Origin of the sequence: Marininema mesophilum (assembly GCF_900106775.1) — a bacterium.
GTDB lineage: Bacteria > Bacillota > Bacilli > Thermoactinomycetales > DSM-45169 > Marininema > Marininema mesophilum.
In genome coordinates this window covers 133,796-158,755 of record NZ_FNNQ01000003.1, presented here as the reverse complement: position 1 = coordinate 158,755, position 24,960 = coordinate 133,796, and the positions used below count along the sequence as shown (strand labels likewise).

Annotated in this window: 23 protein-coding genes, 2 pseudogenes and 1 riboswitch; of the genes and pseudogenes, 3 read left to right on the top strand and 22 right to left on the bottom strand. The window is 44.5% G+C overall.

The genetic code is table 11. The features are described 5' to 3' along the window. Window positions 1–70 precede the first annotated feature (70 nt). The 14 genes and pseudogenes from BLV90_RS04280 to BLV90_RS04215 form a co-directional block, all read right to left on the bottom strand. Entirely contained in the window at window positions 71–271 is a 201-nt protein-coding gene (locus BLV90_RS04280; protein ID WP_091736715.1) for a cold shock domain-containing protein, read from the bottom strand. Window positions 272–396: 125 nt separating this feature from the next. Beyond that, complete coding sequence (locus BLV90_RS04275; RefSeq protein ID WP_091737036.1) at window positions 397–1,119, bottom strand: amino acid ABC transporter ATP-binding protein; 723 nt, start codon at window positions 1,117–1,119, stop codon at window positions 397–399. Between the two features lie 5 nt (window positions 1,120–1,124). Continuing rightward, a complete protein-coding gene (locus tag BLV90_RS04270; protein WP_091736701.1) occupies window positions 1,125–1,802 on the bottom strand; it encodes an amino acid ABC transporter permease in 678 nt (225 codons plus the stop codon). Between the two features lie 284 nt (window positions 1,803–2,086). Next, complete coding sequence (locus tag BLV90_RS04265; RefSeq protein ID WP_091736699.1) at window positions 2,087–2,857, bottom strand: basic amino acid ABC transporter substrate-binding protein; 771 nt, start codon at window positions 2,855–2,857, stop codon at window positions 2,087–2,089. A 289-nt stretch (window positions 2,858–3,146) separates the two neighbouring features. Further along, window positions 3,147–3,419: an HU family DNA-binding protein gene (locus BLV90_RS04260; protein ID WP_091736697.1), complete on the bottom strand. Its 273-nt coding sequence runs from the start codon at window positions 3,417–3,419 to the stop codon at window positions 3,147–3,149. Window positions 3,420–3,557: 138 nt separating this feature from the next. After that, complete coding sequence (locus BLV90_RS04255; protein ID WP_091736694.1) at window positions 3,558–4,265, bottom strand: ComF family protein; 708 nt, start codon at window positions 4,263–4,265, stop codon at window positions 3,558–3,560. Continuing rightward, window positions 4,262–5,956, bottom strand: a complete 1,695-nt coding sequence (locus BLV90_RS04250) for a helicase-related protein (protein WP_091736691.1) — start codon at window positions 5,954–5,956, stop codon at window positions 4,262–4,264. Before BLV90_RS04250 ends, BLV90_RS04255 begins: the two co-directional genes overlap by 4 nt. Window positions 5,957–5,990: 34 nt before the next feature. Next, window positions 5,991–6,380 (bottom strand): glycosyltransferase family protein, encoded by a 390-nt coding sequence (locus BLV90_RS04245; protein ID WP_091736688.1) that lies wholly within the window; start codon window positions 6,378–6,380, stop codon window positions 5,991–5,993. 120 nt (window positions 6,381–6,500) lie between these two features. Next, entirely contained in the window at window positions 6,501–7,700 is a 1,200-nt protein-coding gene (gene metK, locus BLV90_RS04240) for a methionine adenosyltransferase (protein WP_091736686.1), read from the bottom strand. 469 nt (window positions 7,701–8,169) lie between these two features. Next, window positions 8,170–8,583, bottom strand: a pseudogene (locus tag BLV90_RS04235) (5-methyltetrahydropteroyltriglutamate--homocysteine S-methyltransferase); the annotation flags it as partial. Window positions 8,584–8,608: 25 nt separating this feature from the next. Beyond that, a complete protein-coding gene (locus BLV90_RS04230; protein WP_091736682.1) occupies window positions 8,609–8,989 on the bottom strand; it encodes a hypothetical protein in 381 nt (126 codons plus the stop codon). A 104-nt stretch (window positions 8,990–9,093) separates the two neighbouring features. Beyond that, on the bottom strand, window positions 9,094–9,876 hold the full coding sequence (locus tag BLV90_RS04225; protein ID WP_091736680.1) for an FkbM family methyltransferase: 783 nt from the start codon (window positions 9,874–9,876) through the stop codon (window positions 9,094–9,096). A gap of 174 nt (window positions 9,877–10,050) precedes the next feature. Next, window positions 10,051–11,349, bottom strand: coding sequence for a class I SAM-dependent methyltransferase (locus BLV90_RS04220; protein ID WP_091736678.1), 1,299 nt, complete (start codon window positions 11,347–11,349; stop codon window positions 10,051–10,053). Window positions 11,350–11,448: 99 nt separating this feature from the next. Beyond that, window positions 11,449–12,069 carry a glycosyltransferase family A protein gene (locus BLV90_RS04215; RefSeq protein ID WP_245726248.1) on the bottom strand — a complete coding sequence of 207 codons (621 nt, stop codon included), beginning with the start codon at window positions 12,067–12,069 and terminating at the stop codon, window positions 11,449–11,451. A 124-nt stretch (window positions 12,070–12,193) separates the two neighbouring features. Here BLV90_RS04215 and BLV90_RS16500 point away from each other — a divergent pair. Further along, window positions 12,194–12,443: pseudogene (locus tag BLV90_RS16500) on the top strand (DDE-type integrase/transposase/recombinase); the annotation flags it as partial. Window positions 12,444–12,446: 3 nt separating this feature from the next. Here BLV90_RS16500 and BLV90_RS04210 read toward each other — a convergent pair. The 3 genes from BLV90_RS04210 to BLV90_RS16390 form a co-directional block, all read right to left on the bottom strand. Then, window positions 12,447–13,796 carry a glycosyltransferase gene (locus BLV90_RS04210; RefSeq protein WP_091736676.1) on the bottom strand — a complete coding sequence of 450 codons (1,350 nt, stop codon included), beginning with the start codon at window positions 13,794–13,796 and terminating at the stop codon, window positions 12,447–12,449. Between the two features lie 292 nt (window positions 13,797–14,088). After that, window positions 14,089–15,144: a glycosyltransferase gene (locus BLV90_RS04205; RefSeq protein ID WP_091737029.1), complete on the bottom strand. Its 1,056-nt coding sequence runs from the start codon at window positions 15,142–15,144 to the stop codon at window positions 14,089–14,091. A gap of 505 nt (window positions 15,145–15,649) precedes the next feature. Continuing rightward, window positions 15,650–17,317, bottom strand: a complete 1,668-nt coding sequence (locus BLV90_RS16390; protein ID WP_218142282.1) for a hypothetical protein — start codon at window positions 17,315–17,317, stop codon at window positions 15,650–15,652. 1,424 nt (window positions 17,318–18,741) lie between these two features. Between BLV90_RS16390 and BLV90_RS04195 the strand changes: the two genes are divergently transcribed. After that, a complete protein-coding gene (locus BLV90_RS04195; protein ID WP_091736674.1) occupies window positions 18,742–19,782 on the top strand; it encodes an LCP family protein in 1,041 nt (346 codons plus the stop codon). A gap of 130 nt (window positions 19,783–19,912) precedes the next feature. Here the strand turns inward: BLV90_RS04195 and BLV90_RS04190 are convergent, their stop codons facing one another. Beyond that, window positions 19,913–20,185, bottom strand: a complete 273-nt coding sequence (locus BLV90_RS04190) for a hypothetical protein (protein WP_091736668.1) — start codon at window positions 20,183–20,185, stop codon at window positions 19,913–19,915. 169 nt (window positions 20,186–20,354) lie between these two features. On the opposite strand from BLV90_RS04190, the gene BLV90_RS04185 reads away from it, so the two are divergent. Continuing rightward, entirely contained in the window at window positions 20,355–21,002 is a 648-nt protein-coding gene (locus BLV90_RS04185) for a YigZ family protein (protein ID WP_245726247.1), read from the top strand. A gap of 83 nt (window positions 21,003–21,085) precedes the next feature. On the opposite strand, the gene BLV90_RS04180 is transcribed toward BLV90_RS04185, so the two are convergent. The 4 genes from BLV90_RS04180 to BLV90_RS04165 all read right to left on the bottom strand — a co-directional run bounded on the left by BLV90_RS04180 (window position 21,086) and on the right by BLV90_RS04165 (window position 24,938). Further along, a complete protein-coding gene (locus tag BLV90_RS04180; protein WP_091736659.1) occupies window positions 21,086–21,880 on the bottom strand; it encodes a MetQ/NlpA family ABC transporter substrate-binding protein in 795 nt (264 codons plus the stop codon). Window positions 21,881–21,945: 65 nt separating this feature from the next. Continuing rightward, window positions 21,946–22,602, bottom strand: coding sequence for a methionine ABC transporter permease (locus BLV90_RS04175; RefSeq protein ID WP_091736650.1), 657 nt, complete (start codon window positions 22,600–22,602; stop codon window positions 21,946–21,948). Then, entirely contained in the window at window positions 22,592–23,587 is a 996-nt protein-coding gene (locus tag BLV90_RS04170; protein ID WP_091737023.1) for a methionine ABC transporter ATP-binding protein, read from the bottom strand. Before BLV90_RS04170 ends, BLV90_RS04175 begins: the two co-directional genes overlap by 11 nt. 70 nt (window positions 23,588–23,657) lie before the next feature. Further along, window positions 23,658–23,771: riboswitch (SAM riboswitch) on the bottom strand. A gap of 516 nt (window positions 23,772–24,287) precedes the next feature. Then, window positions 24,288–24,938 (bottom strand): sugar transferase, encoded by a 651-nt coding sequence (locus BLV90_RS04165; protein ID WP_091736649.1) that lies wholly within the window; start codon window positions 24,936–24,938, stop codon window positions 24,288–24,290. Window positions 24,939–24,960 lie beyond the last annotated feature (22 nt).

Genomic DNA, 24,960 nt, shown 5'->3' with positions numbered 1-24,960 from the left:
GAGTTCCACTTTAAAGCAAAGCAAAACCCCTCTAGGATAACTCCCAGAGGGGTTGAAATCGATGTTAGATTTAGAGGGCCTTGGTTACATTTGCAGCCTGAGGTCCACGCGGTCCATCCACGATTTCAAACTCAACGCTTTGACCTTCGTCAAGCGATTTAAATCCTTCTTCTTGGATTGCTGAGTAGTGTACGAATACGTCTTCGCCACCATCACGCTCGATGAAACCATAACCTTTCTCCGCGTTGAACCATTTAACTTTGCCCAGCATAAGAACAATCCCTTCTTAATGTGATGCACATGGTAAAGACTATGTAGCCCTCTTCATGCCATTACACTATAGCACCCGACTTTAGGGAAAGTCAAGGAAAAAACACTTTAATTGGGGATTTTTTCTCAGAGAACCTTCCCCAGAAATGACCGAGTTCTCTCTCTTTTGGGATGAGAAAATAGTTCATTTGGAGCTCCCTCCTCTTCGATTCTTCCTTCATCCATAAAGAGAACACGATCACATACCTCTCGAGCAAATCCCATTTCATGGGTAACGACCACCATCGTCATTCCTTCATTTGCCAACTCCTTCATTACCGCCAACACCTCGCCGATCATCTCCGGATCTAACGCGGAGGTTGGCTCATCAAAGAGCATCACCTTCGGGTCCATCGCCAGTGCACGAGCGATTGCGACTCGTTGCATCTGTCCTCCCGAGAGTTGACTTGGCCAGCTATCCGCTTTTTCACGCAAGCCTACCTTATCTAATAAAAGATACGCCTTCTTCTCTGCCGCCTCCCGCTCCCATTTTCTTACCTCAATCGGAGCCAACGTAATATTATCAAGCACCCGCTTATGGGGGAACAAATTAAATTGCTGAAACACCATGCCCATCTCCGTACGAACGTGATTAATATCGGTGCGCGAGTCGGTTAAATCATTCCCATCCACAATGACCTTTCCTTCACTCACTTCCTCCAACAGATTCATACAGCGAAGGAGGGTACTTTTACCCGACCCACTGGGACCAATAATGGATATAACTTCCTTTTCGCGGATGTGAAGATCAATCCCCTTCAATACTTCGCTTTGGCCAAACCGTTTTCGTAAACCCTCAATTTGTATCATCGGTGTCATCTCTCCTCCTCCGTGCTGTATCGTTTTTCAAGCCAGAAAACGACTCTCGATAACAAATAGGTAAGGATGAAGTAGAGCACACCCGCTGTAATATACGGCGCCCATCGCTCCCAGGTCACTTTGGCTGTGGTTTGGGCCGCATAGATCAGATCATTGACAGCGATCACACTGACAAGGGAAGAATCTTTCAGTAATGCGATAAACTCATTGCCTAGCGGTGGCAGCATCCGCTTAAATGCCTGGGGTAGTATGATATGGCGCATCGCTTGACTATGGGACATTCCTAAGGAACGTGCCGCTTCTGTCTGACCTTTTTCGATCGATTGGATTCCCCCACGAAAGATCTCTGCAATATATGCGCCCGCGTTTAGAGAGAGTGCTACAAAACCAGATAAAATGGCGTCTGGGCTATTAAGGCCAAGTAGGTCCTTTGTAACCGCTGGGAGGAGGGCTAAATGAATAAAGAGTATTTGGAGCAAGAGAGGCGTTCCACGAAACACATCGATATATAATTTTGCTGGGACATAGATGAGCCTCTTTTTAGATAAACGCATAAGACCGAGAGATAAGCCAATCACAAGGCCCGTGAAAACAGCTCCAATCGTCAATACAGTTGTATAGAATAGACCTCGGATGAACAAATCTTTATACTCCACGATGACTGACCAATCCATAAGAAAGCCCCTTTTCTTTGGATTTGAAACCAACAAAAACAGCATTTTCTTTTTCCAACTGGTAACTTATGCACAGAGTTATCCACATTATCCACAGTCAAAAAGAAGCAACTAAAAGTTTGCGAACATCCTCTAACTAAACACTTCTATAAAAAGTGACGTACTAGGTACATCATTTTGCCAGTTCCATCTAACATCCATCTTCACACGATATTACTGAAGCAAAGAGCTTGTCCGATGTTAAATGGCTGGGGAGTCCTTTGCACCCCTCCAGCCATTTATCCCTACTTCTTTTTGCCGAAATATTTTGTGTAAATTTTATCGTATACCCCATTACTCTGAATCGTCTTTAAACCTGAATTGATTTTCTTCAACAATTTCTTGTTCCCTTTTTTGACAATGATCCCATAATACTCAGGCTCAAATGATGGATCCTCCACCATTTTAAATTTGTTTTTCATCCGATTCTTCAGGTAGTCTTTTACCACTCCATCATCAGCAACGACAGCATCCACACGTCCGTTATACAAGTCATCAATTGCTGATGGAGTATCTTCGTAACCCTTGATACCTTGATAAGTTTTACCAAAGTTTTTTTGTACAACAGCTTCACCCGTCGTACCTGATTGAACGCCGATTTTCCTCCCTTTTAGATCCTTTAATCTCTTCGCTTTAGAGGATTTGGGCAAAAGGATCGTCTGCTTGGCATCAAAATACGATTTCGAAAAATCAAATTTCTTTTGCCGTTCGGAATTGATCGTCATCGCTGAGATTCCTGCATCCACTTTACCGCGCTTCACCGCTTCAAATAGGGGATCCCACCCTGTATGTTGGACGCTCACATCTAACCCCTCAGCTTTAGCAATCGCTTTAATAACATCGATATCAAAGCCTACGATATCCCCGTTCCCCTCTTGCTTTTCAAAGGGAGGATACGCTGCATCTGTTCCCACTTTTAGTAAATTCTTTGTTCCTCCACCATCCGATTGCCCACATCCAGAAACCAGAGCAACCATGAGTAATAAGGACAGCCAAAGCAATCTGCGTTTCTTCATGGGTAACGCCTCCTTGAAAACTGAAATGAACAGCTTACGTTACCATTGACGACTTGCTACCCAATTTCTCCCCTGGATATGATATTTGAATAGTTAATCAATTAACTCTTCAGCTCACCCCCTCTATCACAAAGAAACCTTCCAATCTGGGTCGGATGAGAATCGTGATGGATGGATGGTCATTTTTTTCATTTTCGTTTACAGGTTCTTGCTTGTCAACTCTGCGGCCACAATAAAATAAGACCGCCTTCATTTACGGCGGTCTTAGAGTAAATCAACTCATGGTTGATTAATTCACAGATTCCTTCAATTGCTTTCCTGGCTTAAATGCAGGCACTTTGCTCGCTTCAATCTGGATGGCCTCTCCAGTTTGCGGATTGCGCCCAGTCCGTGCAGCACGCTCTCTTACTTCAAAGTTACCAAACCCGATGAGGGATACTTTTTCTCCTTGGCGTAGTGCTTCTGAAATGCTATCCAATACAGCTTCCACTAATAACGTTGTCTCTTTCCTCGTCTTACCCATGGTGCTAGCGACTTGATCGATCAACTCCGTTTTATTCAAGAAAACCCACTCCTTTTTCAAAATGGTAGTTTAGGAGAACTCTATCCTCTTTCTTTCCCAAAAATCGCACCTGTATACACTTTTTCATGACCTTATCCGAAAAATGAACTAGCAATCTTCCTCATCTATCACCCTCCATCATCGAGCTAGAGTAAGAGAATATACTTTTGTTGCCCCCGCTTTTTTTAAGAGGGAAGCACATTCTTGTAAGGTAGCCCCTGTGGTATAAACATCATCGACTAGTAACCAGCACTTATCAGCTACATCCCGCTCCAAGCCTGACTTCAACACAAACGCATCGATTAGAGTTTGTTGACGAGCTCGTCTTCCTTGATGACTTTGAAAGGGGGTGACTACCCTTCGTTCCAAACAGTGGACAAGAGGGATACGTAGACGCCTAGCCACTAACCGCGCTAATAATTCTGCCTGATTAAATCCACGTTCAGTAAGTCTTGTTGCATGTAATGGGACATAAGTGATCCTATCAATATGCCACTTCGCCTGAACAAGGGTAAGAGTCATCATCTCTGCGAAGGGAGTTGCAAGACTTACTTTCCCCCGGAATTTGAAGAGGTGAATACTCTCTCTCGTATAAGATCGATAGGAAAGACTACTCCGATTCGCTTCTAGGAATGTCTGAACCATTCTCTGGCAATCTGAACAATGACCCCTTATTGACTGCGGGCGACCACATCTTGGACACACTTCCCCACGAATCGGAAAGAGACGTTCAATACAGGGAGAGCAGATTCGCTTCCAAATGGGAGCCCAGCCTGGTGCTCGATAGGGGGAACCACAGAGGCAACATGTTGGGGTTGGGAAAAAAGTTTCCCACCAGCCCATCATAACTTTTTCTCCCTCTCAACTATATAGCCACGTTCCTTCGCTAAGCGGTTACATCCATTAATCTCACGTATCGTATCCCTTTGTACATCGGTCCGAAGGGAAGAGAAGAAACATACTTCACCCGCGCGATATGATGCGGACCGTCCCACTCGTCCAGCAATTTGCACCAGGGAAGCCACATCGAAGATCGGATGATCCGCCCCGATCACTCCCACATGACACCTTGGCACCGTGATTCCTCGTTCCAATATGGTTGTCGTAACCAGCAACCATATCTTCCCCTGCCGGAATTCTTCGATCCGTTTCCCCCTCTCTCCTTCCCGTCCAGAGACCGCTTTACACCTTGTAAACATATTCGCGGCAAGAACCTTCTTCAACCAGGTAAGGAGGATCTTGATATCACTTACTCGAGGAACAAATAGAAAAGCTTGTCCCTTCGTTTGATGGACTCGATTTAGAAAACATTCTAAATCAGGAAGTGGTTTTCCTTTTTTGAGTATCCGCCAAAGATTTCTTTGCCAGATGAGTCTTGGTACAGGAAGGGGGTAGCCATGATAACGGGCAGGCAGCGTAACTACTGGTAAATTTCCTGCTTTTATTCGTCTTCGCCAGGGTTTTGCAGGGGTTGCTGTCACTGCAATTTTTTTACCATGAATGGCTGTCGCCCTTACTAAGGCCGATTCCAATCGGTCTACCCCATACAGTGGCCAAGCATCTGCCTCATCCACAACCACCAAGTCAAAATAATGGTAAAAACGGATCAACTGGTGAACCGTCGCAATATATAACTGTCCATCATGCCAAACCTCCTGGCTCTCTCCATGGAGTGTTACCTGCTTCACTTCTGGAAAGGCCTGCCTTAATCGATGGGAAAGCTCTTTAATTACATCGCGACGGGGGGCTGTCCATAAAACAACTCCACCTGATGCTATCACGTGTTGCAGAGTTGGAAAGAGCATTTCCGTCTTTCCTGAACCTGTGACTGCCCATACCAAAAGCTCTGATTTGTTCCCTATCAACCATTGAAGGCATGCGTTGGAGGCATCCATTTGAGCTGAAGTGAGGGTTGGTGTAAAAAGGAGAGGAGGTTTGATTTTCTCCCTTTTCTGAAGCAATAAAGAAGTTCTCACCAAGGGTAGACATGTCCGACTCCCGCCTAGCATTACACAGGACTCACAGAGTGCGCATGGCCCCCCGCATCGAGCGCATTCCACAAGATCAATCCCTGTTGGACCTCCTCCACACCGATGGCACCGACGATGGGAAGCCACAGGAGAGATTGCCACACCAGGTAGCAACTCCACTCGCCCAGTCAGATAAAGCCACTGAATAGTCGCTCTCAAGGCCTGCTCACTCACAGCTTCTCCTCGGTGATATTGCACAAGTCGGCTTACCTCTGGCCATAGCAGAGACCGCCCAACCATCCACTCTTGTAGCTTTTGTGCACGACGTTCTAACCGGTATATTTGCGGTTCCCTCTCTCCCCACTCCTCGATTTCCTCTGTAAGAATCATTTCGACCCGAAAGGGAGAGTTAACTTGCTCTCCTAACCTCCGATAGGCTTGTCCGATAGATGGAAGCCGCTCTTCGCCCGCGATCTCCATCCCTTGGCTACGCCAAAAAAACTTATCTGTCATTAAATCGAGTGTCATCAACAGCCTATCCATAACCTGATAAACCACGACGTCCACATATCCTCTCCTCTCTTCCCTCCATTCCTATTTATCATTTATACGTAAAACATCCTCTTTGGTTTCTACAACGCAGATCAATTACGGATGCTTCTTTTCCCCATAATGATGGATGGGTCATTGCACTACCTGTCAGCATGCGGATTTCCATCGATGGATAACGTTGTTGCAATTTCGTTAGAATCGACTGCGTATCATCCGATGATCCTGTATCTACACAGACCACCTCCGCCTTACAACCGAGCAACTGTTGACGTAGAAAATACGACCGTATCACTCCTTCGATGGAGCCTTGACTATTTTCCGTCATCAAAACCAGTCGTTTTGTATCAGAATGAGATGAATAACTGAATATTCCGCTAAAAAGGACCGATAAATACCTTAGCACACCGTAAACTACAACCGTCCACAGAATGAGTGCCATGGGATATGCCCTCCTTTTGCCCCTAGTATATGCACTGTGCCACTATGGGGTTCTGAGGGAAATCGAAACAAAAAGACCGTAGCAATGGCTACGGTCTTTCTTTTATACTCATCTAGTAAATTAAAGTGAAGATTCCTGACGCAATACCTCTGCCAAATCTGTTTTCTCCCAAGGAACTTCAATATCCGTACGCCCAAAGTGACCGTATGCCGCTGTCTGGCGGTAAATAGGGCGGCGTAAGTCCAGTTGACGAATAATACCTGCTGGACGTAGATCAAAGTGTTTCCGCACGAGGCTGACCAACTCTTGTTCTTCTACCTTCCCTGTGCCAAAGGTCTCCACCCGGATGGATACTGGACGAGCCACTCCAATTGCGTAGGCAAGCTGTACTTCACATTTATCTGCAAGGCCTGCAGCGACGATGTTTTTAGCTACATAGCGTGCAGCGTAGGCACCAGAACGATCCACTTTGGTTGGATCTTTACCCGAGAAGGCACCTCCGCCATGGCGAGCGTATCCACCATAAGTATCCACGATAATTTTCCGACCCGTCAAACCTGCATCCCCCATCGGTCCACCGATAACAAAACGTCCCGTTGGGTTGATGAAATACTTCGTGTTCTCATCCAACATCTCCTGGGGAACGACAGGTTCAATCACGTGTTTTTGAATATCTGCCTTGATTTGCTCTAGGCTGATCTCTTCTGCATGTTGGGTAGAAACAACCACTGCATCAATACGAACAGGCTTCTCCCCTTCATACTCCACAGATACTTGGGTTTTCCCATCCGGACGCAAGTAATTAAGGGTACCATCTACCCGCATCTCATGAAGGCGACGAGCTAATTGATGGGAGAGGGAGATAGGTAAAGGCATCAACTCTGGCGTCTCATTGACCGCAAAGCCAAACATTAGACCCTGATCCCCGGCACCAATCGCTTCAATTTCCTCTTCGCTCATTGACCCTTCCCGTTTCTCCAACGCTACGTCTACCCCAGCGGCAATATCCGCTGATTGTTCATCAATAGAAGTAAGAACCGCACAAGTGGCCGCATCAAATCCATATTTAGCACGGGTATAGCCGATATCACGGATTGTATCCCGAACGATACGAGGAATATCTACATAACAACTGGTCGAAATCTCTCCAGAAACCAAGACAAGACCAGTAGTTACCGAGGTTTCACAAGCAACACGAGCATTGGGGTCACGGGAAAGAATTTCATCCAAGACGGAATCGGAAATCTGATCACAGATTTTATCCGGGTGACCCGCCGTCACCGATTCCGAGGTAAATAGACTGCGACGGGTATGATCCATTAATTCAGCTCCCCCTTCAAATCTTTTTATTCCAAAGAAAAAAAGACTTCTTTATAACACCTTTATTAGTGGGCATTGTGCCCTTCAGATAAAGGGTCCGTTTCATTTGAAATCCATTCTAAGAATACATGATCCCTGTCTTCATTACAAGTAGGGAGTATGATCCTCCCATCACATATTTTCGCTTATTAACATTAGCTTTCGGTTAGGTAGATTCCTACAATTAATATACGTTCACCAAGCATACGGTGTTCATGGCTTGAAGCACAATTCGCTTCTATGAAGCGAGTGTCCGTCGATTCCAGCTAGATGGCGGGCGAAAAAGTCCCCGACCCTCAATTTTCAAGGATTTGGGGACTTTCTCACGCAGACAAATCGGAGTTGTTGATCAGCATCCATTCGAGTTTCATTAGAAATTAGTGTTCAGATCTTACTAACTTCGCTGGTTATATGGGAGAACTACCTCCCTGCTCTGAAGGGATTTTACCTCTTCCCGTAAAGCGAGTGCCACTTGACAGGCCGTTTCTGATCGCGGCAGATCATCTCGAACAAAAGACCAGTTTAAGATGGTCACAGGCCCGGTTAGCATTCCCTTGATCGGTTTCTTCGTCAAACTCTGGGCATAAACGCTCTCTGCGACTGTCATCGGGGAACAGAAGGCCACATCTCCAAAAAGAATAGGTGGTTTCACACATCGAGAACCATAGGATTGCACCCAGCCTTCACGAGTAACGGCAAATCCATCTAGCTTTTCGCCAAAGTACTCGACCATATCCGTTCGCTCAAACTCCCCATGAACTAAGACGTCCAATCCCACGTTTTCTTGTACCTGGATCCAGTCTGCCATCTCTTTTTTTACAGATTGATGCCGACTGAAAGCCCAAGAAATTGCACCAGAACTTCTTTTTTCATTCTCCAGGTAATGCTCTTTGAGAAGCGACAACATTACCCATTGAATCTTTGGTAAATACAGTGGCCACAACGTCCTCTCCAGCACCTGGATCTGGGGAAGTGGTAACTCTCACTCCAAAGATAGGCATGCTTGGATTCAATGAAAGAGGTAATGTAAAGACAGATTTATTACCAGACGGTTGCAGAGAAAATACGTTTTCTGCGAAAATAATTTGTTGCGAAAATCCACCTGAATTTCCACCTGGTATGCGATATACCTGAACGTGAGCGTTGGGATACCCTGAACCTGTATTTTCAACCCTCACAAGCAAACTGGTAGCAATCAGACTACCATCCGTATTTACATTCTGTATGGGACCTGTGTCATAAAAAGCCATTTAATTCACTCCTGTATCAGTTGATCCAAATAAAACAACTAGTTTCATTTGGTGAAACGTGCCATCCAGTGGAGATACGCAGGTGGTTCTCCCATCTGGCTAGATTACCAACGTTCATTTGTAAATATAAACTCTCCATTTTGCTCTCTACCTAGCAAAACTTCATCTTCTATAATATTGCCATAATTATCATATTTATATTTATACATATGTAGTGAATCTATCATATTTTTGGTTATTTTATTAAAATAATTTCTAATTTCGGTTTTGTCACGACATTTTCGACTGATATTTTGTTTGAGAAATAACGGATGTAGGGATAGATATAAAGTTGGTTTTTCTGTTTCTAAAAATTCTCTCAAATGTGGAATTAATAAATATTCACCACCTTCGATATCTATTTTAACAAAATTTAAATCTTTAATACTATATTTCCTAATCAAGTCAGCTATCGTAATACATTCCACAATACATGATTGATCGGAAATCGTGGGAATGAGGCTAGAGACAGAGTCACCAAAAGAATGTCTTGAATATAAATGTGTCATTCCCGTTTTTGTAGATAACGCAGAATTTATTAGGGTTATCCTTGAACTGATGGCAGAGTTTAAGCTAAAATTTGTAGTCAACTCCCCAAATGCAACCGGATCTGGTTCTACTGCATATACATGTTTAGCTATTTGTGCTGCGTACAAAACTGTAGGTCCGATCCACGCGCCTATATCCAGATAAGTATGGTCTGAACTCAAAAATCTATCAAAAATATCAAACGTATATTCCTCCCAATTATTACGATGAATATCATTCCATATCCAACTGTTCTTTGGATGGAATAATACATTAAAATGAGCATTTCTTTTAGAAATCGATACTATTTTTGGCTTCATAGCTATCCACTTCCCGTTTTATTATTTATCCCATCATTCTTGAACATCTTCTAATTGTAAGCGAACCATCCCCTGAACGTTCTGAAACAACCCATCATGTCCTCTATATTTACGGTAAGATGGTACGAAGTCATGTTCCAACCTACCCTATTTAACACAGCATATCGGACTCTACTATCTTGATTTGGCACCCGTACCTACATAAAATGTAGGTTGGAAATGTCTAGGAATGAGATTATCAGGAAATGGAGTCTGATAATGATCAATCTTTGAATCAAAAATACAACAAAATTTAACAGAGTCATGATTTAAAGCCCAAAACTCCGGACAATGATAAGTTGACCCAATTTTCGCATTCAATTGCTTAATATAATCACTATTAGCCCACCAAAAGTTTCCTGAAAAATGATACTTTGGATATTCTGAATAATTTACTCCACAAATATCTACCTCTTTTAGATATTTTAAGCAAATTTTATAATGATCAATTAATACTGTTTCCATTAAATTAATCCAATCGCATACATTAGATTCATAAGGTGTACCAAATCGCCTCACCCCTTTTGTATGGAAATATAAGACCCTCACATTATGAGTGCTTGTTTTACAGTATTGATGTAGCCATTCTAGAGTTGATCTTTCCCACCTATCGATGTCATGCGTTATACAAAATTGAATTTTGTCATATTTACGCACTAATCCCTTAGCATTCAACCTTTCTACAATATCTACATTTTTATTGACTTGATCGGTAGCAATATTAAGAAATATGGCATCTAATTTTTCATACAAGCCTGTTGAATTTAATCGTTCTAGTTGTCTTGCTAATATTTCTAACCAATTATTAATTGTACATGTGTGAATAAAACAAACGGTTTTATGATGATCGGGAAATTCCACTTCAAGATCGTATTTATTTGCTATTGTTTCAATTATTTCTTTATTTCTAGATAAAACTCCCAATCCAGCTGAATGAGAAAAATAGCAACGATACAAATTGGATTCATGATATACTTTTTTTACTTCTGGAAAAGAAACAACATCATGCATCAAAATAACCCCATTTTCTTTTACATGAGGGAACCAATGGAGAAAATCTGTTTTAACGCTGCAATAGGTATGGCCACCGTCTATGTGTAGTAAGTCAATCTTTTTTTTCCATTTTTTCGATACTTTAGTGAAATCATCCTTTATAATTTGAACCTCTATACCATATCTTTCATATAAAACTGCTTTAGTCTTCATTACCTCCCCATAAGTATCTCGGTACCCCGTATTTTGATCCCCTTGAAAAGAATCGATTCCATAAACTGTACCTATCTTGGGTAGTGCTAAGGAAAAAGTAGAAAATCCATAATCTATACCTAAATCAACTATAGTACTTGGTTGTAATTTCTTTATCAACCATATAGCGAATTTCTCATGGCCTCTCCAAGCTGTTGTCATATTCTCTATTTCTTGCGGAATTTGCATATTCGATTTTTACTCTCCTTTCAATAAAGGAATAGTTTTGGGCGGTTCTGATGCAAAAAACGTTTGTATCCTTCATAAAATGGTTTTGGTTTTGATCACTCATTCAGCGCCTAAAATGTTTTGCGACATTAACTGATTTTCCCACATTCTTAATCCTGGATTATCAGATGGTCTCTTTAATACATAATCATAATAGTATAGAACTTTATCGATTTTAATCTGTTTTTGAACTAATTTACTAGCTCTTTCTGCCCATTCATCGTCTTCTCCATAATTTATATCCATATATTTATGTTTAACAGCAATTTTTTTTGCATAACACATAATATGATTGGGTTTTCTGTAGTAATAATGATCATCCTCAGAATGTGAGTACTGAATATCATATTTACAAATCTTTTTACTGAGTCCACTTAAATTCACTTCAACATCAAATGGAATACAATCCGCATCGGGATGGTTATAAATTGTTTCTAATAAAGTATGGATATAGTCTGTCTCTACTCGATCGTCATCATCAACAAAAGTTATAAATTCCCCTTGCGCTTGGTTGAGCAGTACATTTCTCTTAACTCCTATTGAGCTTTTTTTATTGTCAATCAACACTAAAATTTCAACAGGAAGTTGCTGAGATTGTCTTTCTAACTCACTAACCATTCGAGCTAAGTGAGTCAACCTTCCAGGTATTGAAGGTATTAAAATAGACAGTTTAATTCCCAATTTGATTCTCCTCTCTTTAAAGTAAGTAATAACATTGCATTATATGCGATCAGGGCGGTCGTTAGCCGTACTTTAGGATAAAAAAGAAGCTCCATCGTGTAGAGTAGTTTTAAAGCAACCAGAGATCATTCTCCTTACCGTACGGTGGTTCTCAAGTATCAGTCAAGCTTACGAAATATTGTGTAAATGATAGTTTTAGATGGCGCATACTACGATCATGAGATCGGTGTACGCGTATGGACCTGAGCTGGGACGAAACGCCTTCGTTATTTAAAACCCACTAATGGTTCATGAGAGTGGATGAGACTTACTTGAAGATCAAGAGAGAAAAAGTATACCTCTATCGAGCAGTGTATTCCATGGGATACACCATTTTTTTACCGAAAAGCTTTTATGGAATACTGATGATTCATATAGTGTTCCTTCATCTCAGGTGAGGATAGGGCAGTTAAGGAATCAATCCATTGCTTCACTTCCTCTGAAAGATCTGGGTGGGTCAGGCCCTTCACTGAAATCCGTTGCAAGCCAGCTTTTTCGAGAATGGACTGAATCGATAACCAAGTAAACCGATGATCCGTACCCTCTAATACATGACCTTCTAATAGACGAGAAAGTGTCCCGTAGTGACAAAAGTTAGGGAATAAAGCAAACAATGCTCCATCTTTTTTTAGATAAGTTTTTATGCGTTGCAAAAACATAACTGGTTCTTTGACGTTGGTTAAACAATCGCCGAGTAGAATGTGATCGAAAAAATCCTCTGGCCAGGGTAGAGGAGCATCTAATTCCTGTTCCACAACTTCCCCTGCTCCAGAGGAAGCAATCGCAGCATTTTTATTGGATTCCACTCCATACAAACGAATCATAGGGTATTGATTTCGCAACGCTAAAAATGTCGCACCTGCACCACATCCAATTTCTAATACCTTTTGTTCCCTTTCCCACTCCAAATCCATCCACTCTATGTGCTCATACCGCGTATGAAATGCCTTAATCGGATCGAGTCTCCATTTATCCTGAAAGATGCTGCGATTACGTTCTAAAATTTGGGCGAAGAGATTCCCTGCTTGACCAAAGGAAGCACTCCCATGATGATGGACAAAGGTATCCCGACAAAGAAATAAGCGATATCCTTCCATTCGCGCTCGAAAACACCAATCATCGTCTTCGTAGTTACCCAGAGAGAAGCGCTCATCCAATTCTCCTACCTTTTCCAAAGCATCCTTTCGCATAAGTAGACAGAATCCAATGAGCTTAGCTCGCTCCTCCCATAGGGACGGGTCACTTTGGTTATGGCTTTTAGCGAAGGACTGCATCTCCTCTACATTCTGATAAGGAACGGGTATCGCGGTTCCATAAGAAGCATAATTGGTCACTGGACCTACTGCGCCAATATTCGTATGACTTTCCAGACAGTCGATTAAATTTTCTAACCACCGATATGTGACGACGGTATCATTATTTAATAGAAGAATTCGTATTCCCTTGGCCACCTGGATACCCTGATTACAAGCTCTAGGAAAACCAACGTTTTCTGGATTACTAATTAAGTAAATATCCTCTTGTTCAGCAAGCCATGCACCGATTCCATCATCAGAATCATTATCGATAACGATTAATTCGAAACTGCCCTGTGCTGTATGCTCACGGACGCTTTCGATACATTGTTTTGTATAACTCATCTGATTGCGAACAGGAATCACAATGCTCGTGATGTTAGAAAGTGTCAAGTTTGATCCCCCTCCGCTTGAGTAACTAGGGTAATCCCCTTTGCTAGAAAAGACTCCAGTTTCTTTTTATTATGGCGGATTGTAGTGTCGCACTTCATATTACAATCCGCCACTTTTCGCACCAGAAACTTTTGGCAAACTCAAGTATGAGCATCTTCATCAACCATTTACGACGAACCTCATCTGTACTCTCTCATCTGCGATTTTATTTTTCGGTACTACCATCATATTCGACCTTCCTATGGAAGCTCGATCCGCTTGATTATACTCTGTTACAATTTGCTTGACCACGTCACACGTCAGGGGGGAGATTCCTCTCCCTACTGAAGTAATCTCTATTATACTGAATACTAGGATGATCAGTAGATAAAGCTGCCAATTCATTATGATAATGTGCTTTTTCATATTGATATAACTGATCATAAATAACACATAACTGTAAGTGAGGAAGCCAAGAATAACAGGCATGATTTATTAAACCATGTGAGGGTTTTTTCGCTTCTAAAGCTTGTGTATACCAATAGATTGCTTGCGAATACTTCTTCTTATTTAAGAACAGATACCCTAACCGACAGCAATTTTCTGCTCGAGGAACATCATAATAAAGAGAACGTAGCGCTGACTCTAAACTTAGTTCCCAATTATCTAAATAATTATAGCAGTCTGATATTTTTCCGCAGGCTGCTATTTCATCTTCTATCCAACCTTTTTTACATTCTAGAAATTTACGGTAGTATTTAATAGCTTTTTTATATAAACAATGATCAGTACACTCATTGGCATAATAATAAAGATCTCGAGGAGTCAATTCTTCTCCTTTTTCCAATTTACGTTCATAGATCAATATATTACGGTTTTTATCATGTTTAATTCGTTGATGAGTTATAGCCACTTCACTTTCGATAATGTATCCACTCACAGGAAGATATTCATGAATCACTCCTTGCCACTGAAATTGTCGAATCCTTTTCACCAATCGATGACGACGTAGGCTAACAGTTGGTTTTCCTTTACTATCAAGTTCTAGGTGATAAGGCATGGAAACAGCATCAACCTCAGGTTTTAAATTATCTAGGAGTTCGATAAATTTATCTTGATCGACTTCTTTAATTACATCATCTGCATCTAACCAAAGGATATAATCCATGCGAGCTTTTTTAAATGAAAAATTTCTTGCACTAGAAAAATCATCACTCCATTTAAAATCAAATATGTTATCTGTGTAATTTTTAACAATTTTTTTAGTCATATCTTGAGATCCTGTATCTATAATAACAATCTCATCAACGAGATTCTTAACACTATTCAGGCAGCGTCCGATATTAGATTCTTCATCTTTGACTATCATACATAAACTAATGGTCATGCGATTTTTTTTGCTAGGAACCAGCTGATTATCTTGTGTAATGTCTGTTTGTGATATCAATATACTCACCTCTTAATACTGAGTCAATAAAACGTACAAAAAATGAAAGGACACATACTGATTGTTATGACGGTGTAAGCCTGACATAGCCTTTGCGGACATGAGTTCTTGGGATTGAGCAATGCAAATGAATAGTTGCATCGTGAGGCAAATCATCCTATCATGCCTGCCACTCCAAGTAAAAGCCTACGATTAACGCAACTTGGACCTGTTCGTAATACTGACATTCAAAATCGATAGGTGAACTACTAAAGCAAGGAAACATTACGATGGGTCGTTCAAAGAATAACTAATCCGTATGCATCGAGAAGAGGAACGGACGATGATGAATAGTTTAACAAAAGAATATCGATTGTCTTACGCACACGAAAACGGACTGTATATTATATACAGTCCGTTAATTGGTAATACCCAAGGAGTTAGTTAATCAATTACCTTTTCGGGAAAAAGAACTCCATCTCACCCTAGTACAGCACCCGTCGCTCCAGCAGCACCTATAATCCGGTAGCTCCGGTAGCTCCGGTGGCTCCGGTGGCTCCGGTAGCTCCTGTGGCTCCGGTGGCTCCGGTGGCTCCAGTGGCTCCAGTAGCCCCGGTAGCTCCGGTGGCTCCAGTAGCTCCTGTTTCTCCCGTTGCTCCTGTAGCACCGGTGGCTCCGGTGGCTCCGGTAGCTCCGGTGGCTCCGGTGGCTCCAGTAGCCCCGGTGGCTCCAGTAGCCCCGGTAGCTCCTGTTTCTCCCGTAGCTCCGGTGGCTCCAGTAGCCCCGGTGGCTCCGGTAGCTCCGGTGGCTCCGGTGGCTCCAGTAGCTCCTGTTTCTCCCGTTGCTCCTGTAGCTCCGGTGGCTCCGGTGGCTCCGGTAGTTCCGGTGGCTCCGGTGGCTCCAGTAGCCCCGGTGGCTCCAGTAGCCCCGGTAGCTCCTGTTTCTCCCGTAGCTCCGGTGGCTCCAGTAGCCCCGGTGGCTCCGGTAGCTCCGGTGGCTCCGGTGGCTCCAGTAGCTCCTGTTTCTCCCGTTGCTCCTGTAGCTCCGGTGGCTCCGGTGGCTCCGGTAGTTCCGGTGGCTCCGGTGGCTCCAGTAGCCCCGGTGGCTCCAGTAGCCCCGGTAGCTCCTGTTTCTCCCGTAGCTCCGGTGGCTCCAGTAGCCCCGGTGGCTCCGGTAGCTCCGGTGGCTCCAGTAGCTCCTGTTTCTCCCGTTGCTCCTGTAGCTCCGGTGGCTCCAGTGGCTCCGGTAGCTCCGGTGGCTCCAGTAGCTCCTGTTTCTCCCGTTGCTCCAGTGGCTCCGGTGGCTCCGGTAGCTCCGGTAGCTCCAGTAGCTCCGGTAGCTCCGGTAGCTCCAGTAGCTCCGGTAGCTCCTGTTTCTCCCGTTGCTCCAGTGGCTCCAGTAGCTCCGGTGGCCCCGGTAGCTCCTGTTTCTCCGGTAGCTCCGGTGACTCCGGTAGCTCCGGTGGCTCCGGTAGCTCCGGTGGCTCCGGTAGCTCCAGTAGCTCCAGTAGCCCCGGTGGCTCCGGTAGCTCCAGTAGCTCCGGTAGCTCCAGTGGCTCCAGTAGCTCCTGTAGCCCCGGTGGCTCCAGTGGCTCCGGTAGCTCCGGTGGCTCCAGTAGCTCCTGTTTCTCCCGTTGCTCCTGTAGCACCGGTGGCTCCGGTGGCTCCGGTGGCTCCGGTAGCTCCGGTGGCTCCGGTGGCTCCAGTAGCCCCGGTAGCTCCGGTGGCTCCAGTAGCTCCGGTGGCTCCGGTGGCTCCAGTAGCCCCGGTAGCTCCTGTTTCTCCCGTAGCTCCGGTGGCTCCAGTAGCCCCGGTGGCTCCAGTAGCCCCGGTAGCTCCGGTGGCTCCGGTGGCCCCGGTAGCTCCGGTGGCTCCGGTGGCCCCGGTAGCTCCGGTGGCTCCGGTGGCCCCGGTAGCTCCAGTAGCTCCGGTGGCCCCGGTGGCTCCAGTAGCTCCTGTTTCTCCCGTTGCTCCAGTGGCTCCGGTGGCTCCGGTGGCTCCGGTGGCTCCGGTGGCCCCGGTAGCTCCGGTGGCTCCGGTAGCTCCGGTAGCTCCGGTGGCTCCGGTGGCTCCGGTGGCTCCGGTGGCTCCGGTAGCACCCGTCGATCCGGTAGCACCTGTGGCTCCGGTGGGACCTTGTGGTCCCTTACCTTTTATCAGCATTTCTCCAGGTAATGCTCTTTGAGAAGCGACAACATTACCCATTGAATCTTTGGTAAATACAGTGGCCACAACGTCCTCTCCAGCACCTGGATCTGGGGAAGTGGTAACTCTCACTCCAAAGATAGGCATACTTGGATTCAATGAAAGAGGTAATGTAAAGACAGATTTATTATTAGACGGTTGCAGAGAAAATACGTTTTCTGCGAAAATAATTTGTTGCGAAAGTCCACCTGAATTTCCACCTGGTATGCGATATACCTGAATGTGAGCGGTGGGATACCCTGAACCTGTATTTTCAACCCTCACAAGCAAACGGGTAGCAATCAGACTACCATTCATATTTACATTCTGTATGGGACCTGTGTCATAAAACGCCATTTCATTCACTCCTGTATCAGTTGATTCAAATAAAACACCTGGTTTTATCTGGTGAAACGTTGCCATCCAGTGGAGAGACGCGTGCGTTTCAACGTCGGAAAGTCTATCCGGCTGTGCCCTAAAGAAGTGAAAAAACGATCCTATAGCATTGAGAATTCGATACGTATGCCTATGCCTTTATTCTGGCTTTGGTGCAAAAAAACAAAAAAAGCAGCTTAGATCCTCCTTTGAAAGAGGATCTAAGCCAGATGAAAGAGCTCAGTGATACCCGCCCTTGCTTGGTTGCGCTTCTCTAAACTGTTTACCTATACTCAGCTTAACTCAGCCCGCCTTGGGCTTTACTCAAGGCGGGCTGAGTTAAGCTGAAGTGAATTTAGGGAGGAATGTACAAATGAGACTGGTTAAAATTTTACTATTGCTTTTGCCGTGGTAGCTTTAAGTTTTTCGGGAGTAGGAATAGCAGATGCGGCAATCGCCTTCTAAAGCACCAGAGCGTGTATGGAATAACGTTCCCTTTGATGGCTACTTAATCGCTGGCGGAAATAAAACGATACCCATATATTACAAAAATATTGTGATTAATAATACTAGTGACAACACATTAAGAGTTGATTAACTTGATGGGCATGGAAATCTATTGGATATACAATATGCTAAATACAATCTCAATTTTGGCACGTTTGTAAATGACATTTTTAGTAAAAATCACAAACCTTGGCTCTAACGGTGTCTATCGGCATCAATCTGAAAAAATGATACGGATTAGGGGTCACGATACTTATCCCATTTTCGGGATAGAGTTAGTCATAACGAATCTACATACAGTGAATAGTCCATGCTAAGAAGAGGCTACAAAAAAAGGCCCCGGGGGAAGGACCTTTCTACCTTTATTACTATTGGCTATCTTTCTCTCTTGAGCACCCCCTACAGGAATAGTATCATGAAGAAAGATAATGCTGGATAGTAGGGGGAATCTCTGAATAGACAAGTGGGGATTTCGATGTCCAACAACAACACGGGGCAAAGTCACGCCAACCGTAATCAAACTCATCGTTCTCAAAGAAAGCAACGGAAAAAACGTTTGCTCAAGATCACATTACTCAGCCTTCTCCTTCTCTGTACAGTAGCGGGTGTTTTTCTCTACCAGATATGGGGAGCGATAAAGCAGTCCTATGATCCTTATCAGACGGATAAGCGGAAGCAAGCAGTCACTCTTGATGAACCCTTTTCTATTCTCCTTATTGGAGCCGATTCGCGCAAAGCCACGTCCAATTGGCGTTCGGACGTCATTTTACTTGCCGCCATTAATCCGAAAAAACACTCTGTGCGCTTAGTGAGCATTCCACGAGATACTTACGCTCCGATCGCAAATACCGGTGGAGATTATCGCAAAATTAACTCCTCTGCCTACTACGGACAGCAGGCGGTAAATCCACAGGGTCCTGGCCCTGTGAAAAATACAGCCGAAACAGTGGAACATTTCCTCAATGTTCCTATCGACTATTACGTCAAAGTAAATTTTCAAGGGTTTATAGACGTTGTGAACACCTTAGGGGGGGTAGATGTCAACGTCAAATTCCCTTTTAAACAAGAACAGATAGGTGGTAAGGTCATTTCCTTCAAGCCAGGCCCGACACGCCTTAATGGAAATGAAGCACTTGCCTATGTCCGTATGAGAAAACATGACCCACAGGGTGACGCAGGGCGAAATATCCGACAACAGGAAGTCTTGACAAAGTTATTTGACTCTGCAGTGAGCCTAAAAACCCTTACCCAGATTGGTGATCTTCTGGACAGTGTGGGCAATAATCTATCGATGAGCATCCCACCGAAGGATACTCTCCAGTTGCAATCCATTTACCGAAGCATTCCTAAAAAGCAGATTCAATCCGTGCGGTTGCGGGGGGAAAACCGCCGAATGAAGCTATGGTATTATTTTGTAGATGACGCCGAACGTCAGCGAGTGAGTGGTATTCTTCGCTCTCAGTTGGGGCTGAAAAAGGAACCTGTCCAACCTTTTCGTACGAAGCCTGCTGATTAACAGGAAATTTGTGTTGTAGGCGTACCTCTCTCACCCCAACCCGCGTAAATGCCAAATACCTGCGATGAACATTTATTAGCTTATCCTAAGCACCTCCGTCTTCCACTCTTGCCATGATGGTTATTCATGCTCAATCGGGGAGCCCAGCATCGACTGGACCCCTTTTTTCATTCGGTGGTCCTCTCCGTACCTCCGGTTGATAACCAAGAGGAGATTCCGGTGCATTTGCCTCTGTGGGATGACTCTCTAGTACAAGTGGAAAACGACCTACCAGGGAGCGTTCCATAGTACTCTTCTTTACTTGAACAGGAGTGATCCGTTCTTCTGGAGGTTGATACCGTGATGATGAAGAGCCAAGGTCCACACATTCTTGATAAATGGGTGATATTCCGATAAAGACCATTTTAGAACTCATCCTTTCACCCGGACGTGCTCGTCCGTTGGTGATTCCAAGGATAGAACAAGCTCTCTTCATGCGGCTACCCTTTCGACAAAGCTTCCTATATCCAGTGTTCCTTTTTCATCCATCGAGAGCAAGTAAGGATTTTCCGACAGAGAAAGGGGGATGGAATTTGACGAAACCAACTTCATATACCACTGTTGCAGGCTACAGTGAAGCAGAGCTCCACATTCAAAAATCTCGTTTTATCGCCTATGTTCATCGTGTCGACACAGAAGTCGAAGCGCAATCCTTCGTACAAAAGATCACAAAAATGCATCGAGAAGCGACTCATAACTGCTACGCTTATGTTGTCCGAGAACATGGCAACTTACAACGCTCCTCAGATGATGGAGAACCCGCAGGTACAGCCGGGCGCCCCATTTTAGAGGTGATCCGCAACCGCGGCCTCACAGATACCGTCATCGTAGTAACCCGCTACTTCGGCGGTATCAAACTAGGGGCTGGTGGACTCATCCGGGCATATAGCTCCTCTGCGGCCGCAGGTCTTGATCAGACACCCACATTCCTTTGGGTCCTCCACAGCTATGTAACCATCACGGTGGATTATCACGCGATGGGCAAAGTCGAACATGATCTACGTTTAAGCAGCTATGAGATGGAAGCGACTCAATATACAGATACGGTCACCTTTCCCGTGTGGATTCCTGTAGGTGAAGAACGATCTCTCTTGGATCAAATCGCTGAACACACTAGTGGTACAGCCCAGGTCGACTTTGGAAAACAAAGTTATCGTCCTCGTCAGCAATCATCGAGATAGCGGCCTCATTCTAGTTTCGTGGATTCCTACAAAAAGCCCCTGATCAGATTGATCAGGGGCTTTTTGTTGCATTGGGAAACCTATTATTTAACTGCAGGAATAATGTTTCCTTTGTATTTCTTTTTAATAAATTGCTGTGTATCTTTGGATTGCAACGCCTTCGCCAGCTTTTTAATCGCATCTTTCTTTTCATTGCCTTTTTTCACGGCAAGCACGTTCACATAAGGGGAATCTGGCCCTTCACGGAAAACAGCATCCTTTTTAGGATCCAACTTCGCTTGTAAAGCGTAGTTTGTATTAATCACCGCGAGGTCCACCTGATCCAATACACGAGGCAATGTAGCGGCTTCCATGAGCTTAAACTTCAGTTTTTTCGGGTTGGATTTGATATTTTTCAGGGTTTTATCCCCTTTGCGGTTATCCAGCTTAATTAACCCTTCTTTGTCCAAAAGAAGAAGTACCCGGCTCTGTTCGCTAGATGCATTGGTGAAGGCAACGGTAGCACCATTTTTCAGTTCAGATTTGTTCTTGATCTTTTTAGAATAGGCTCCGAGTGGCTCAATATGCACAGGGGCAACATCTTTCAAGTTCCATCCCCGCTCTTTATTGGTTTTCTCCATCCAAGGAACGTGTTGGAAGAAGTTTGCATCCAATTCCCCTTCTTGCACTGCCTTGTTGGGCAAAATATAGTCCTGGAACACCTGCACTTCCAAATTGACGCCTTCTTTCTTCAATTTGGGTTTTACATAGTTGAGAATTTCCGCATGGGGAACTTGGGAAGCCCCTACCTTCAACGTTTTCTCATTCCCCCCAGCACAAGCAGAAAGAGAAACAAGCAATGAAATACCAAGAGCGATGAGTCCAATCTTCTTTTTCATGAAATGATTCCTCCACATCTTCTGATTTTCTGTAAGTTTATCAATAAAGGCCATTTTAGGATCAGTTAACGCTTATCTAAGCGGCGGGATAACCCATCCCCGATCCATTGAACAATGAATACCAGGGCAACAAGCAGGATCCCACAAATGTATAACATGTCGTCATTGAAGGACTGGAACCCATACCGAAAGGCCGCATCCCCAAGGCCTCCCCCGCCAACGACTCCAGCCATCGCAGAAAAGCTGATCAATGTCACACAGGTAACCGTCAGCCCCGAGATTAACGCTGGGGTTGCTTCAGGTAGGAGAACCTTACGAACCACACCAAAGCGAGTGGATCCCATTGCACGAGCGGCCTCCACAACTCCCCAAGGCACCTCGCGCAGCGCTGTCTCAACGATCCGAGCATAAAAGGGGGCCGCTCCAGCAATCAAGGGAATCGTCGCTGCTGTGGCTCCTAGACTAGTTCCTACCAATAGTTTCGCTACTGGGAACAAAATCAATACCAAGATAATAAAAGGAACCGCCCGGAAAACATTAACTACAGCACCTATCACCTTTCGAAGCCAGGAATGTTGCCAGATATGTCTCTTATCCGTGATCACGAGCAGGATTCCCAAGGGAATTCCAAACAGGGCTGTGAAAAAGGAGGAAATCACTACCATATAAACGGTTTCTCCTAAAGCCTGCCACACTAAATTCCAATCCACTTCACTGAACACCAGCGATCACCTCCGTCTCCACAGCGGTCTCTTTGAGAAGATCCAGTATCTGCGCTACGTTTTCACGCCCACCTTCGAGATCAAAGGTCCAGGCTTCCGAGGGTTTTATGCTTCCAGCAAGCACACGAATATGAACCCCTCGAGCTGTGGATTCCTCACTAAGCCGCTTCCAAGCCGAGGCAAAATCACGAAACCTTACATGTACCACTGTACCGACTGTATCCGCATCAGCTACTTCTTCATTCTCTGTCTGACGCACAAATTGCTTTGTCACAGGGTGAGTTGGGTTTTTGAACACGTCGGCAACCCTTCCCTGTTCAATGATGCGACCTCCATCCATCACTGCCACCTGCTGGCAAATCGACTTTACCACGCTCATCTCGTGGGTGATCAGCAACGTGGTAATCCCGGTATCCCGATGGATATCGCGCAAAAGTTGTAAAATCGACGCGGTTGTTTCCGGATCTAAAGCGGATGTCGCTTCGTCACACAATAATACTTTTGGATTATTGGCAAGGGCACGCGCGATCCCCACCCGTTGCTTCTGCCCACCTGATAACTGGGACGGGTAGGCATGGGCACGATCCATCAATCCCACACGTTCAAGGAGTTCGCTCACTTTTTCGCGGATTTCTCCTTTTGACTTCCCTGCCACTTCTAATGAAAAAGCGACATTCTCCCAAACCGTGCGCGACCATAACAAATTAAAATGCTGAAAAATAATACCGATTTTGGTACGCGCCAATCGTAAATCCTTTTCCCCTAAGCGAGAAATCTCTTTCTCGTCCACCCATACTTCACCGGACGAGGGGGCTTCTAAGCCATTTACCAGACGAAGCAAGGTACTTTTACCCGCCCCACTACGACCAATAATGCCATAAATCTCTCCCGCTTTGATTTCAAGATCTACCTCTGTCAAAGCACTGACAGGATTTGATCCTGAACGCGATGGATAGGTCTTCTCTATCCCCTTTAGATGGATCATCATCTCACCGCCCATATAATAAAAATCCTTTCCGCAAGATGCAGAAAGGATTCGTCGATTAGATTCCTCTCCCTCATCTCCCAGAACATTTTTGTTCTGTAGGAATTGGCACCTTTACCGTTACAATATAACGGTCGGTTGCCGGGCTTCATCGGGCCAGTCCCTCCACCTCTCTTGATAAGAGAACGCGCATAAAACGCGACATATACTATTTAAACGCAATAGGTTGATTCTATACCATTGTACCTATGCTGTCAACAATAAGTAAATCCATCAGGTTGATGAAAAATGACCTTTACTTGAGATTGAGTTTGAATATCCACGTTCTTCCCTTAATGAATAACAGATCTCCAGGAGATTACATTTCCTTTACATTTGGCCCAGAGCCCACTATTTATCGCCGATCTGCCGTATAATATAGTCACTAAGAGGTATCGGAGGTGCCCCTGATGAACTACATGGTAGTTGGTAAAACCTTCTGGTTGGGCATTTTCAACGCAGCTTTTATGAGCGTTCCATTTTGGTTGCTGTTCTACCTATCCTTGCGCTGGCTTATTTCTTAATGGAGCATAGGTAGGAAGCAACTGGGGTACCTACATGACGTATGCGTATTTCCGGATGTTCCATCCTCTAGGATAAAGAAGAGGGTTGCCAAAACTGGCGACCCTCTTTTACTTAACCATCTATAGCCCTATTTCCATTAACGTGCTCCGCTTCCAGATAAAACGACCCATACGGTGCGGTAAAGAATTTTAAAGTCCAGGGATAAGGATTGACGTTCGATATAGTACATATCCATCGAGAACTTTTCCTCAGGGGTAGCATCATACCCACCATTCACCTGAGCCCAGCCTGTCAAACCTGGCTTCACCAGAAGGCGTTGTTTGAATTCAGGGATCTCCTGGCAGAATTTTTCAGTGAAAACTTGTCGTTCCGGTCGGGGACCGATCAGGCTCATATCCCCTTGCAAGACGTTAATTAACTGGGGAACTTCATCGATACGCGTTTTACGAATAAAGCGTCCCACTCCTGTGACTCGAGGGTCATCTTTAGCTGCCCATTGTGGGCCATTTTTTTCAGCATCTGTCCGCATCGAGCGAAGCTTAATAATATGGAAACGGCGGCCATTCTGCCCCACTCGTTCCTGTTTATAAAAGATCGAGCCCTTGGTTTCGATTTTAATCGCAATAGCCGTCAGAACCAACGCAGGTAAAGTAAAGAGTAATAGTCCAATTGAAAAGGCGATCTCCATCCCCCGCTTAACAAGGGAATACCAGTTTAATTTGCTACCCTGCTTAGATTCCAGTCGCGCTTGCGAATCGCTTTCGTAAGCCGTTGCTTTTGAACGCATCCGCAAACCACTCCTACCATAA

Coding starts and splice junctions, on each gene's coding strand:
- BLV90_RS04230 (WP_091736682.1), bottom strand. CDS start 8,989: ATGGCTTTTTATGACACAGGTCCCATACAGAATGTAAATACGGATGGT.
- metK (WP_091736686.1), bottom strand. CDS start 7,700: ATGGATCATACCCGTCGCAGTCTATTTACCTCGGAATCGGTGACGGCG.
- BLV90_RS04270 (WP_091736701.1), bottom strand. CDS start 1,802: ATGGATTGGTCAGTCATCGTGGAGTATAAAGATTTGTTCATCCGAGGT.
- BLV90_RS04190 (WP_091736668.1), bottom strand. CDS start 20,185: ATGGTCTTTATCGGAATATCACCCATTTATCAAGAATGTGTGGACCTT.
- BLV90_RS04280 (WP_091736715.1), bottom strand. CDS start 271: ATGCTGGGCAAAGTTAAATGGTTCAACGCGGAGAAAGGTTATGGTTTC.
- BLV90_RS04225 (WP_091736680.1), bottom strand. CDS start 9,876: ATGAAGCCAAAAATAGTATCGATTTCTAAAAGAAATGCTCATTTTAAT.
- BLV90_RS04265 (WP_091736699.1), bottom strand. CDS start 2,857: ATGAAGAAACGCAGATTGCTTTGGCTGTCCTTATTACTCATGGTTGCT.
- BLV90_RS04220 (WP_091736678.1), bottom strand. CDS start 11,349: ATGCAAATTCCGCAAGAAATAGAGAATATGACAACAGCTTGGAGAGGC.
- BLV90_RS04255 (WP_091736694.1), bottom strand. CDS start 4,265: ATGATGGGCTGGTGGGAAACTTTTTTCCCAACCCCAACATGTTGCCTC.
- BLV90_RS04180 (WP_091736659.1), bottom strand. CDS start 21,880: ATGAAAAAGAAGATTGGACTCATCGCTCTTGGTATTTCATTGCTTGTT.
- BLV90_RS04245 (WP_091736688.1), bottom strand. CDS start 6,380: ATGGCACTCATTCTGTGGACGGTTGTAGTTTACGGTGTGCTAAGGTAT.
- BLV90_RS04170 (WP_091737023.1), bottom strand. CDS start 23,587: ATGATCCATCTAAAGGGGATAGAGAAGACCTATCCATCGCGTTCAGGA.
- BLV90_RS04195 (WP_091736674.1), top strand. CDS start 18,742: ATGTCCAACAACAACACGGGGCAAAGTCACGCCAACCGTAATCAAACT.
- BLV90_RS04205 (WP_091737029.1), bottom strand. CDS start 15,144: ATGATAGTCAAAGATGAAGAATCTAATATCGGACGCTGCCTGAATAGT.
- BLV90_RS04165 (WP_091736649.1), bottom strand. CDS start 24,938: ATGCGTTCAAAAGCAACGGCTTACGAAAGCGATTCGCAAGCGCGACTG.
- BLV90_RS04275 (WP_091737036.1), bottom strand. CDS start 1,119: ATGATACAAATTGAGGGTTTACGAAAACGGTTTGGCCAAAGCGAAGTA.